The following is an 11634-nucleotide window of genomic DNA, read 5'->3' on the forward strand; positions in this document are numbered from 1 at the left end:
AGTTCGATCGGCGCAACATCAACGCGAACCAATTTCAGTGCGATAACGGCGGTGGTCACCGCGTCGGCGCGATGGACCGGAACTCAAATACGAACTCGACCCGCCGACTGTGGTGCACCACTTGAATCACGCGGATCAGCCACGGGGACAGTTTGAGCCATCATCGCAGGTTGCCAATGTACTCGATTGGAATCGCCGAGCGAAATTCGAAGCGTCTGGCTCAGACTTGTCTTCGCTGGACAGTCACGATGAAGCCCGGAGGGCTGGCACAGTGATTGCCGGTGGTGTCAGCCACCGGTATCCAGTGCAATGAAGCACAAAGGCCTGAAGGGCCGGCACAATTGTTCTCTTGGCCGCCCGGACCCGAATACTGTGTCGGCCCGCCGGGCCTTGAGCGTTGCATGGAATCCATCCCCGGTGACTGACACCACCGGCAGACACTCTACCGGCCCTCCGGGCCTCAAACACATCACCTACTCCTTCACTCCATTGCGTTGGCTGATTTCATGCGAACGTGCAGGACGCTCAACGCGATGAAGGCGGCCAGCGCGGCATAGCGGATCACACCTGCTTCGAAGACGACGGTTGCGAAGCCGAGAATGATCGCCAAGAAAATGTAGACTGATCGATCGATTCGTTTGTTTCGATAACGTTTCGCGACGAGCGCCATGCTATAGCTGAGCCAGGCGATGGCGAATAGAAAATTGACGTACACGCCCCAACCGGCGCGGATCCCGGTCACGCGGAAAGACTCTCTGGCGGTCACCTCGATCGCATCGCGATGGCTCCAGTGGTGGACAAAGCCGTAGCTGGCAGCAATGTGAATGGTCATGAACATGGAACCGGCCAACCACAGCCATCCGTAAGCCGCTTCGACTCCTCGAGGGTGCGTCGGCAAGGCCGCATGTGCCTGGGCCTGTCTTGCGGACAGCAGGCGGCAGAATGCGCCCGCAAACCACGCCACGCAAGCCAACCAGACGGAGACTCGAACAAGCAGGAACTCGAGCATCGTAGCACTAACTTGCCAGACGCTTGGTCCAGGCGGTGATTTGGTCGCGGACTTGGTCGGGGGCGGTGGAGCCGTAGCTGGTGAAGGCGGCGATCGCGTTTTGCGTGCCCAGGACGTCCAGGATCGATGCGTCGACTTCGGGGGCGTGTTGCTGCATCGTCTCCAGCGGCAACTCGGCCAGCGGAACATCGGCGGCCATCGCGGCGCCGACGATCGCGCCGACGGCGTGGTGCGCCGTCCGCTGCGGCATTCCTTTCTTGATCAACCATTCCATCAACGTCGTCGCATCCAAGTAACCTTCTTCGATCCGCGCCGCAATGCGTTCGCGCTGCAACACGCTGCCGGCGACGATCGGGATCGCCAACTCCAGCATCGCGATGATGGTGTCAAAGGAATCGAACAACGGCGGCTTGTCTTCTTGCAGGTCGCGGTTGTACGCCAGCGGCAGATTCTTGACCAGCAACATCAACGTTTGCAGATTGCCCATCACCCGCGCCGACTTGCCACGAGTGAGTTCCAAGGTGTCTGGATTGACCTTCTGCGGCATGATGCTGCTGCCGGTGCAGAACTGTTGCGGGATCTTGATGAAGTTGTATTCGACGGTGCTCCACAAGATCCATTCTTCCGCCCAGCCGCTCAGGTGGGATGCGATCATGGACAGCACAAAGGCCGATTCGAGGATGAAGTCGCGGTCGCTGCTGGTGTCCAGGCTGTTGGCGGTGACGCCATCGAACTCCAGCGCCGCGGCGGTCTGTTCGCGATTGATCGGCAGTGTGGTTCCGGCGACGGCGGCGACGCCCAACGGCGATTGATTGACGCGTCGCCGGCAATCGGCGATCCGATCGCGGTCGCGTTGGAATTTTTCGATGTAGGCCAGCCAGTAGTGCGGCGCGAGCACCGGCTGGGCGCGTTGCAGGTGGGTGTAGGCCGGCAGGATGACGTCCATGTCACCGTCGCATCGGCTGAGAAACGAACGCTGCAACGCCTCCAGCAAGCCGTCGACCTGGTCGAGTGCTTCGCGAATCCACATCCGCGCGTCGGTGCTGACCTGGTCGTTGCGGCTGCGGGCGGTGTGCAGTTTTCGGCCCACGTCGCCGATGCGGTCGATCAGCGCCGACTCGATGTGCATGTGAACATCTTCCAATTCCAGCCGGATCGGGAACGCGCCGGATTCGAATTCCGATTCGATCTGCTTCAAAGTGTCGCGAATGGCCGTGAAATCTTTGTCGCTGATCAATCCGACGGTGCGCAGCATGTCGGCGTGAGCGATCGAGCCCCGAATGTCTTGGCGGAACAAGCGGCGGTCGAAGCTGATGGATTCGGCGAACGATTCGAGTCGGGCATCGGTGCTGGCCTCGAAAACACCGCTGCGAGAGGGGCTATCCACGGTCTGGCTATCCAAAAAAGGTCGTGTGGGAGATAATCAGTGCTGCGGGACAGTATCGCGAAGTCCCGGGTCGATGACGACCCGGCGGACGGACGCGAATTAGCCGTGTGATTTTCTCCCAAGGATTTTCTGATGCGTTGTATGCGATCCACGTTCGTGCTGCTGTGTGTCTTGTGCTCACAGACACTCGCTTCACCGGCGGCCGACGCGGTCGATGTCTTGGCCTCCGCCGTGTTCGCGCCCGGCGACCAGCTGTACGGCATCGCGACGATTGAGTTGCCGCTGGCCAACCCGATCATCGGCCAAGCCCCCCGGCCGTTGACCGTCAGCAGCGATTCGGGGCGGGTTTTCTATCCGGTCAGCGAAGACGTGGAGGCGCGGATCGTCCCCCCGTCGGAGCGACCGGTGCCGCAACCGGGCAATGGCCGATTGCTGGGTCGGCTGGGCAATCTGCTCCGCGAGATCACCGACAAAGACGCCCCGACGAGCCAGATTGTCGCGCGGCGGGCGACGTTCTTGTTCAAGGGCGACACGCCGCTGCGGGTCCGCGTGGCCGACGGTTTGGGTGAAGTCGGCGAGTATGAATTGAAACCGACCCGCGACGCGACGGTGTATCGCGTGGCGCTGGCCCGTTGGTGGAACACCTATGCGGCCAATGCGAAAGAACAAATCGACGCCGGCGATTATCCGCCTTGGGTGGAAAGCTATTTGGTCGCCATGCTGAGCGGTAGGACAGACAACGCGTTGCCGACGTGGTTCACCGAAACCAAGGAGCAGGGCGATCCGTTGTGGGCGACGCTGGAATACCTAGGCGGCGCCGAAACGGTCACGCAAGAAGTCTTTCGTCGCACCGCCGCGGGGCTGACCGATGTCAATCTGCCGGCCAAACAGCGTCACGATGCCGCGGCGATGGTGGCGTTGCCCGAAGGCCCTAAATGGAAAGCCCCGACGCTGGGGCCGATCGATGACTCGGTGGTCACCGAACCGATCGCGACACGTGTGCCGCCGGAGTGTTTTTACCTGCGGTTCGGACAGTTTTCCAATTACCTGTGGTTCCTGGATTTGGCCGAAGAGTACGGCGGCGACGTCGGCCGCATGATCAAACTGCGTGGGACGGAAGTTCAATCGACGGCGCAATTCCAACGCCAGATTTCGGTCAAGATCAACCAACTTTCCAGGACGCTGGGGCCGACGGTCGTGCTGGACCAGGCGGTGATCGGACGCGACTTGTTCACCAGCGACGGCGCGTCGATGGGCGTGATCCTGAAATCGGCCAACGCGTTTCTGTTGCGTTCGTCGCTGTCATCGGATCGTTCCAACCGCGCCCGCGGCGACGAAGCGGTGACGTTGAAGACGGTCAAGATCGCCGGGCGCGACGTGTCGTTTCTGTCCAGCGCGGACAATTCGGTACGCTCGTTCCTGGCCGAAGACGACGGCTATTTCTTGATCACCAACAGCAAGACACTGGTACGGCGTTTCTTCGAAGTCGGCCAGAGCGGCGAATCACTCGCCGCGACGGACTCGTTTCGATTGTCACGGTCGCTGGTGCCGACCACACGCGACGACACCATCTTTGCGTACTTCTCGCCCGAAATGCTGCAAGGTTTGGTCTCGCCGCAATACTTGATCGAACTGCGTCGCCGTTCCCGGGCCGAAAGCGATGTGGCCTTGGTTCACTTGGCACGACTGGCCGCGACTGCGGAGGGAGTCACCGCGGATGGCGATTGGGGTTTGGGCGTCGAAGAGCTGATCGAAACGGGATTCCTGCCCCTGTCGTTCGGCAACCGCAGCGACGGCAGCGGCGTGATCTCTGTCGGCGATCAAGTGATCGACACGTTGCGCGGCGTGCGGGGAACGTTCGTGCCGATCGCGGACATCGAAATCGAATCGGTCACCCGACAGGAGTTCGATTGGTACACGCGGATCGCCAACGAATACAGCGAACGATTCCCGCAGATCGACCCGATCATCGTCGCGCTGCGTCGTGACGACATCCCGGGCGACGACACGTTGGAACGGATCTCGATCCATGCCGAGATCGCTCCGCTGACCCCGGAAAAGTACGGCAAGTGGGCCAAACAACTCGGCCCGCCGACGTCGGTCGCGATGCGATTTGCACCCGACGACATCGTCTCCGTCCAAGCTCACGTGGCCAGCGCCCAAATCGGTCCGCCGACGCACCTGTTCGCGGGCATCAAGGACACATTTCCGCCCGCGCCGGACCAGTTCGACGGAATCCTGAAGACGTACTGGGCGCTGCGTGAGTTGCCGGCGTACTTGGGCGCATGGCCGCAACCGGGGGCGTTGGACCGATTGCCGTTGGGGCTGGGGCGTGGTCGACCGGTCGGCCCCGGAATGTCCAAACTGCTCGGCGGCTTGTACCGATACAGCGGCGGCGGTTTCAGCGTGCTGTCATTTCAGCCCGAGATTCTCAACGCCACGCTCCCGTTCCTGGAAGCGACCGACGTCGGCCAACCGGCGACGGCTCGCGGACGCGTCGGCAGTTTGCTGGGCAGCCAACTCGAAGGCTGGGTCAACAACGAGCTGTATCAAAACGCGGCCCAAGCCAGTCGGGCGGGGGCGGAGTTTTTGAATCTGTTCTCCGAGCAACTGCACGTCGGTCCGGACGAGGCGATCGAGCAAGTCACCCTAGTGCTAGGCGTGCCGCTGCAATGCCCGTTGGGCGGTCAGTACGAGTACGACCCGATCGAGAAACGTTGGCGAAGCACGGCGTGGAGCGGCAACGAACCGCTGGCAACGCCACCGGCCGATTACGTCGCGCCGTTGCTGAATTGGTTCCGCGGCGGACGGTTCACGATGACGCAGTATTCTGACCGCCTGGTCGCCGACGTGGAGATCACCGTCGCGCGTGGCGCGGGAGATGGGTACTGAGTACTGAATACTGAGTATTGGCCTATTGACTGAGCATGTTGCGGTACATGCTGATGCCGGCCGGTCCGACGAGGACGACGAAGATACCGGGGAAGATGAACAAGACGAGCGGGAAGATCATCTTCACCGCGGTCTTGGCCGCTTTTTCTTCAGCGATCTGACGTCGTCGGGTTCGCATCGCGTCACTCTGGACCCGCAGCGCGGCGGCGATGGAGGACCCGAATTTATCGGCTTGGATCAGGATCGACGCGAGCTGTTTCAAGTCATCGACGCCGCTGCGGAAGCCGAGTGCCTGGAGCACTTCGCTACGTGATCGCCCGAGCTGAAGTTGCTTGTTGGCGATTCCGAATTCTTCGCCGATCTCCTTGTGACTCTTTTCCATTTCGTCGGCGACTTTTCGGAGGGCTTGGTCCATCCCCAGACCGGCTTCGACACAGACGACCATCAAGTCGAGTGCATCGGGCAGGCCGAGGAAGATTTTCTCCATCCGCTTTTTGGCCATCATCCCGAGGGCGAATTTCGGGATCATGAAACCGATGATCAGCCCGCCGCCGACTTTGATGATCATGTCTTGGCCGAAGCCGTTGGCGAACAGCCCGTAGGCGCTGCCGATGAACAGTCCCAGCGCGGAAGCACCGAGCTGGATGGTTTTGTAGACGACCGGTGCGGCTTCGCGTCGGAAGCCGGCGTTCATCAAGATTTCGCGGAGCTGGCCCATCTCCTTTTCGTTTCCGCTGACCTTGCCGGCCAGCGGTGTGGCGGCTTTTTCCAGGTAAGCGGTCAGGGCTTCGTTCTTTTTGCTGGCGGCGTCATCACCCGCGGCGGCAGACGCTTGGCCGGCGCGACGCTTTCGCATCATGTCCAAACGTGCTTCGGCGCGAGGCTTGTCGTCTCCGGAGACGCGTGCCAAGACGAACCACATGCCCACGGTCACGAACAGAAAGATCGCACCGGCGGTGACGTAGATGGGATTGAGCGAAAGGGCTAGCAGAAGGGTCATCGTAAGGATCCGGTTGGCCGGTAAAAGACGGGTCTGACGGTGAAGGGTGGGATTCGGGTTAGACTTTGATCGTGATGATCTTTTTGATCACCAAGGCGCCGATGATCTGGGTGATCAACCCGAAGCCGAGCATGTAGCGACCGATCTCGTCGGTAAACAGCATCATCACGTACTCCTTGTTGAGGTAGAGCATGACGATAAACAGCACCGGTGGCAGGGCCAGCAGAACGGCACCACTCATTCGGCCTTCCCCGGTCAACGCTTGGATCTGGCCGAGGATTTGCAATCGTTCGCGAATCAGGTGTCCGATCTTGTCCAAAATCTCGGCCAAGTCACCGCCGGTTTGACGCTGCAGAACGACGGCGGTGGCAAAGAATCGGAGGTCCATGTTGGGGACCCGATCGGCCATGTCTTCGATCGCTTCATCGAGCGGGATGCCGAGGTTTTGTTCTTCGAACGCACGCCCGAACTCGCGTGCCAACGGGTCTTCCATCTCTTTGGACACCAAGCCGAAACCGGCGTTAAGCGAGTGACCGGCACGCAGCGATCGGCCGAGCAATTCGAGGGCCTCGGGCATCTGCTTGCCGAACTTGGAAAGTCGACGTTTTCGTTTGACCATCAACCAACCGACCGGGACGAGTGCGAAGATCGGACCGACGAAGATGGCCAGCAGTTTGAAGGGACTGGCGATGCACAGGGCGACGCCGGCACCGAAGGCCCCCAGACAGATCATCGCGAATTGTGCCGGTGGCATCCGCACGTCGGCCTGGTCCAGATACTCGCCCAGACCGGGCAGGCTCTTCATGATGCTGCCGATGAGTCCGGAGGCATCTTCAAAGCCGCCCTCCATCAGCAACGAACCGGTTTCTTCGGCTTGTTTCCCGCCGCTGACACGACGCCGCGACGCGATCTGCGCCAGTCGGTCTTCGGTCGCGGTATTGTCACCGCCGGGAACAAGCATGTTGGCAGCAAGTGCCACCAAGGAGGCGACAAAGATGCCGACGGCGATGATGATGACGGTACCGGTCATGTCAAATCAGGTCGTTGAGGTTGGGAGAAGTCGTTGAGTCGTAATCGGGTGGGGTCGTGAGGGCGGTCCGCCCTACGCTTGCATCATGGTTCGCTCACGGAACGCACTGGATGGCAACCGCACGCCGGCGGCTTCCAGTTTGTCCATGAAGGTCGGTCGGACGCCGGAACATTCGAAGGTTCCGTACGCCTTGCCGTCTTCACCGATGCCTTTTTGATCGAACTTGTAGATGTCTTGCAGCACGATGGTGTCTTGTTCCATCCCGACCACTTCGGTGATCGCGGTGACACGTCGCGGTCCGCCCTGCAAGCGGTTGGCTTGGATCAGCACATCGACCGCACCGGCGATCTGTTGCCGAATCGCTTTGACGGGCAACTCGAAGCCGGCCATCATGACCATCGTTTCCAGACGGGCGATGGCGTCGCGCGGAGTGTTGGCGTGAAGCGTGGTCAACGAACCGTCGTGACCGGTGTTCATCGCCTGCAACATGTCCAGTGTTTCACCGCCACGACATTCCCCGATGATGATCCGTTCGGGACGCATCCGCAGGGCGTTCTTGACCAGGTCGGTGGCGGTCACCGCTCCGTTGCCTTCGATGTTGGGCGGACGTGTTTCCAGCCGCACGACATGGTCTTGTTGCAGTTGCAATTCCGCCGCGTCTTCGATCGTCACAATTCGGTCGCTGTGACCGATGAAAGACGAAAGCGTGTTGAGCAGTGTGGTTTTACCTGAACCGGTACCGCCGGCGATGATGCAATTGAGCCGGGCTTTGATGCAACCTTCCAGCAACATCACCATTTCCGGGGTGAAGGCTTTGTAGTTGAGCAGGTCTTCCAGCTTCAACGGGTTGCTGCCGAAACGTCGAATACTGACCGCGGCTCCGTCCAGGGCGAGCGGGGGAATGATCGCGTTGACCCGCGATCCGTCTTCCAGACGCGCGTCCACCATCGGGCAGGTTTCATCGACGCGACGTCCGACCTTGCTGACGATCCGGTCGATGATCTGCAACAGGTGCTTGCCGTCGCGGAACTCCACGTCGGTCTTCTGCATCTGGCCGCCCTTTTCGACATAGATGCTCTTGGGGCCGTTGATCAAAATGTCGCTGACCTTGGGGTCTTTGAGGATCAATTCCAGCGGCCCGAGCCCGAAGGTTTCGTCCAGCACCTCGTCGACGATGCGTTCGCGTTCTTGACGATTGAGCAGCGCATCATCGGCATCGCAGAGGTGTTCGATGACGACGCGGATTTCGCGACGCAACGCATCACCCTTCATGTCTCCGACGCGTGACAGGTCGAGCTTGTCGACCAACTTGCCGTGAATCCGAGTCTTGATTTCTTCGAATTGATCTTGGCGACTATCCGCTTTGCCGGGCATTGATCGAGTTGCCATATCTGTAGTCTCGTCCTTAGGATTGCGCGATCGCGAGGTGCGGGGTGGGTGAAATCGTGTCGCCTCGCCGTGTTGGCAGGCAGACCGGCCAACTGTCCCGTGCGAGTCGTTTGGGTTGTGCGGGTCATCCGGGCCAGCCACCTCGGCAAAGACCGCCGAACGCTGGATGCGGGAATGAACCCTGGAAAAACATAGGATGCAAAACCGCGACATCGGCAATCCGATTGGATTTTCTTGCCGGCAACCAAACCGCTTGATCGGCAAGGGGTGGACGGGCCGAGACGGACCAAACGTGTCCCCGGCGGCCCAAGAATTCGCGCATGACAGCCACCACCGAGCCAACCGAACTGCGGCCCCCACCCCAGTCCCCTCCAATCGCGTCACCGTCGATCGAACACTGTGACGCGCTGATCGTCTCGCTGACCTCGCAGCGTTTCGTGATCGTGCGTCGCGGAGACAAGATCCGGCTCTGGTCGGCCGAACAGATCTGCCGGCCGATCCGATTGCTGCGACCGGGCGAGCGGGTGTATTACAACGGACGGCTCGAGACGGTGCGTGCGCTGACGGTCTACTGAATGGCCGGTCTACTGAGTGGCAGGACGCTGGGCGGGAAGCAGGACGCGTTGTCCCGTTTCGTGGCTTTGGCGGGCCGCTTGAACCACGGCGGCGGCTTCGTAAGCATCGACCAGACCGCCCAGGTCACGGACCAAACTGGTCACGCTGCGATGGAATTGACGCAGCATGCGTTCGCCGACCGGCGATTCGGTCTCCAACGATTCGACATGGCGGCCGGCATCATCGAACCACACCAGGCTGCTGGGCAGATCGATGAAGGCGACACCGTTTTCGCACTGGATTTTCATCGCCGCCGGCGAACGAAAGCTGGCCGCTTCTTTCCAACGACTCGGCAGCGTGCCGTCGGTGGCGATCTCCGCGATCACGCCTTGAGCCGGCGAGCAGTCGTATTGAAGCATCAATGATTGGAACGTGTTTACCTCGCAGACCGACGTGACGCAGTGCGGGGTTTTGCCGACGACGTAGCGGCACCAATCGACCAGCTCGACCAATTCCGAATCGTCGGTGCGACAGGCCGACGGCCCGGCGTCACAGGGTGTTCGGTCGCTGATCGATTGGCGATGCACGCGGATCAGCCGTGGCGGCCCCAGGCGTGTCGCGATCAACTCTTTCAACCGCAGCGTCGCCGGGGCGAATCGACGCGGCAATTCGGCCATGAACGATACGCCGCTCTGCTCGATCGCCCGCAGCACCGCATTTTGACGATGCGGATCAAAGTCCAGGCCGGCGGCCCAGTAGACCGCCTTGCCCGCCTGGCAGGCGGCCAGCGCCGGCAACCAGCCGAGCCAACACTGCTTCAAAATCAACACGGCGTCGATGTCGCAGCGGTAGACCAGACTGCGATAGCCGTCGATCGGGTCCGCCTGGAACTCGGCGGCGGTGGATTCGGCTAATTTTGAAATCGTGCTGTAGACCGCACGGACATCGAACCGATCGTCCAGCATGCGGAGTGCCGGCCGGTAGCGTGTTTGCCACAGATCCCCCAGCCCGATCAGTCCAATTCGAAGCTTCATCAGGTCGACGTCTCAAACGCGGCGGTTTCGTGCGGAAATCGGGAACGCCCTGCGTCGCACCGCTTGGCAACGATTCGTTCGGCGATGAACAGGTTTTGCAAACAACGGCTTCCTACGGGGATTTCCAAACAAGGGCGCGCATCGAACCTTTCTCGCGACACGTGCACTTGCGTACACTTGCCGTTTTCGCCGAGCGGTCTTCCGATTGGCACGCCCCAACTTGTTGTCTAACAGCAGCTTAGCGACTGGGCGGCGAATTGGCTCTCGGGTGCTTCAATTTAGCACGCTGAACCGCAATTTGATAATCACAGAAATCTAATCAGCACGGCTTGAAGCCGACCCGGGCAGCCATATACTCCGCCCAGTCTACCCGGACCCTGCCTTCGGAAGCCTTTCACCAGGCGTTCCAGAATGGTTCTGGGGAGGACGGAGGCGAGAATTCGTTTGTGAAAGACGATCTCACCTTAGGGACGATTGTTGGTCAGTTGGGCACCGATCGAGACGGCGAGCCGAATCGATGCGGGAACACGCCGGGTTGATCAACAACGGGAAAACTAGCCCTCGGCGGTTCCTCGTCTGAATGAATCGACATCTTTTCATCGCTTTTCATTCAAATCACCGACATTGTGTCGCCATCGCCGAACGGTAATTTTGCTTGAAAAAAGGAGCTAGGAATGGTTTCGTTGCTGTTAGCTGTAGTGCTTGGTAGTGTCACGTCGGCATCGTTGAAAACCGATTACGCCGAGGCTTACCGAGAATCGGTAGCACAGGACAAGCCGTTGATGGTCGTCGTGGGAGCACCCTGGTGCCCGGCGTGCAACGTGCTGAAACAGACCACCTTGGAGCCGATGGCCCAAACCGGAGAGTTGGACGAGGTGAGCGTGGCGGTGTTGGATCGCGATGCGAACCCCGAGTTGGTCAAGCAGTTGACCAAGGGCGAGCGAATGCTTCCCCAGATCATCATGTTCACCCGCACGGGCGGGGGAGAGTGGAAGCGTCATCAATTGAAAGGCTATCAAACCCAGCAGCCGGTCCGAAATCTGATTCGCTCGGCCGTTTCACTGGGACGCGGTTGAACGCTGCCGATCGGCGGCGAGTGCTCCGGCGGTGAAGTCGAGCGACTCCGTCTACCTGAAACGCGTCGCGGGCCGTTATGATTTCGCTTGGCCCGCGACCGTTTCTCGCGGGCGAAGCTTTTGATTCTGACGTGCTAGCCAACCATGACGATTCCCCAACACCTCCAGCACCTCATTCGCTCCGATGAGCCCCTCGCCCCCTTGGTCTGGCTCGGGATCGGCGGTCCGGCCCATTTCTTCGCCGAACCGGTCGATGCTGAGC

General features: G+C 60.5%; 9 protein-coding genes. 3 read left to right on the top strand and 6 right to left on the bottom strand.

Annotated elements, in window-relative coordinates:
- Positions 1 to 481: 481 nt before the first annotated feature.
- On the bottom strand, positions 482 to 832 hold the full coding sequence (locus tag ABX749_RS07695; RefSeq protein WP_372895458.1) for a hypothetical protein: 351 nt from the start codon (positions 830 to 832) through the stop codon (positions 482 to 484).
- Positions 833 to 1016: 184 nt separating this feature from the next.
- Positions 1017 to 2396 (bottom strand): argininosuccinate lyase, encoded by a 1380-nt coding sequence (argH, locus tag ABX749_RS07700; RefSeq protein ID WP_372895459.1) that lies wholly within the window; start codon positions 2394 to 2396, stop codon positions 1017 to 1019.
- A 141-nt stretch (positions 2397 to 2537) separates the two neighbouring features.
- Between argH and ABX749_RS07705 the strand changes: the two genes are divergently transcribed.
- A complete protein-coding gene (locus tag ABX749_RS07705; RefSeq protein ID WP_372895460.1) occupies positions 2538 to 5288 on the top strand; it encodes a hypothetical protein in 2751 nt (916 codons plus the stop codon).
- Positions 5289 to 5310: 22 nt separating this feature from the next.
- Here the strand turns inward: ABX749_RS07705 and ABX749_RS07710 are convergent, their stop codons facing one another.
- The 3 genes from ABX749_RS07710 to ABX749_RS07720 form a co-directional block, all read right to left on the bottom strand.
- The gene (locus ABX749_RS07710; RefSeq protein WP_372895461.1) at positions 5311 to 6288 is read right to left on the bottom strand and encodes a type II secretion system F family protein; all 978 of its coding nucleotides are present in this window, start codon (positions 6286 to 6288) and stop codon (positions 5311 to 5313) included.
- Between the two features lie 58 nt (positions 6289 to 6346).
- Positions 6347 to 7318 carry a type II secretion system F family protein gene (locus ABX749_RS07715; protein ID WP_372895462.1) on the bottom strand — a complete coding sequence of 324 codons (972 nt, stop codon included), beginning with the start codon at positions 7316 to 7318 and terminating at the stop codon, positions 6347 to 6349.
- A gap of 72 nt (positions 7319 to 7390) precedes the next feature.
- Entirely contained in the window at positions 7391 to 8707 is a 1317-nt protein-coding gene (locus tag ABX749_RS07720) for a CpaF family protein (protein WP_095742356.1), read from the bottom strand.
- A gap of 320 nt (positions 8708 to 9027) precedes the next feature.
- On the opposite strand from ABX749_RS07720, the gene ABX749_RS07725 reads away from it, so the two are divergent.
- Positions 9028 to 9282: a hypothetical protein gene (locus ABX749_RS07725; RefSeq protein ID WP_372895463.1), complete on the top strand. Its 255-nt coding sequence runs from the start codon at positions 9028 to 9030 to the stop codon at positions 9280 to 9282.
- 9 nt (positions 9283 to 9291) lie between these two features.
- On the opposite strand, the gene ABX749_RS07730 is transcribed toward ABX749_RS07725, so the two are convergent.
- On the bottom strand, positions 9292 to 10296 hold the full coding sequence (locus ABX749_RS07730) for a Gfo/Idh/MocA family protein (RefSeq protein WP_145216477.1): 1005 nt from the start codon (positions 10294 to 10296) through the stop codon (positions 9292 to 9294).
- A 683-nt stretch (positions 10297 to 10979) separates the two neighbouring features.
- Between ABX749_RS07730 and ABX749_RS07735 the strand changes: the two genes are divergently transcribed.
- Positions 10980 to 11372 (top strand): thioredoxin family protein, encoded by a 393-nt coding sequence (locus ABX749_RS07735; protein ID WP_372895464.1) that lies wholly within the window; start codon positions 10980 to 10982, stop codon positions 11370 to 11372.
- The last annotated feature ends 262 nt before the right edge of the window (positions 11373 to 11634 follow it).

The sequence above is a fragment of the Stieleria sp. genome (genome assembly GCF_041595215.1).
GTDB lineage: Bacteria > Planctomycetota > Planctomycetia > Pirellulales > Pirellulaceae > Stieleria > Stieleria magnilauensis.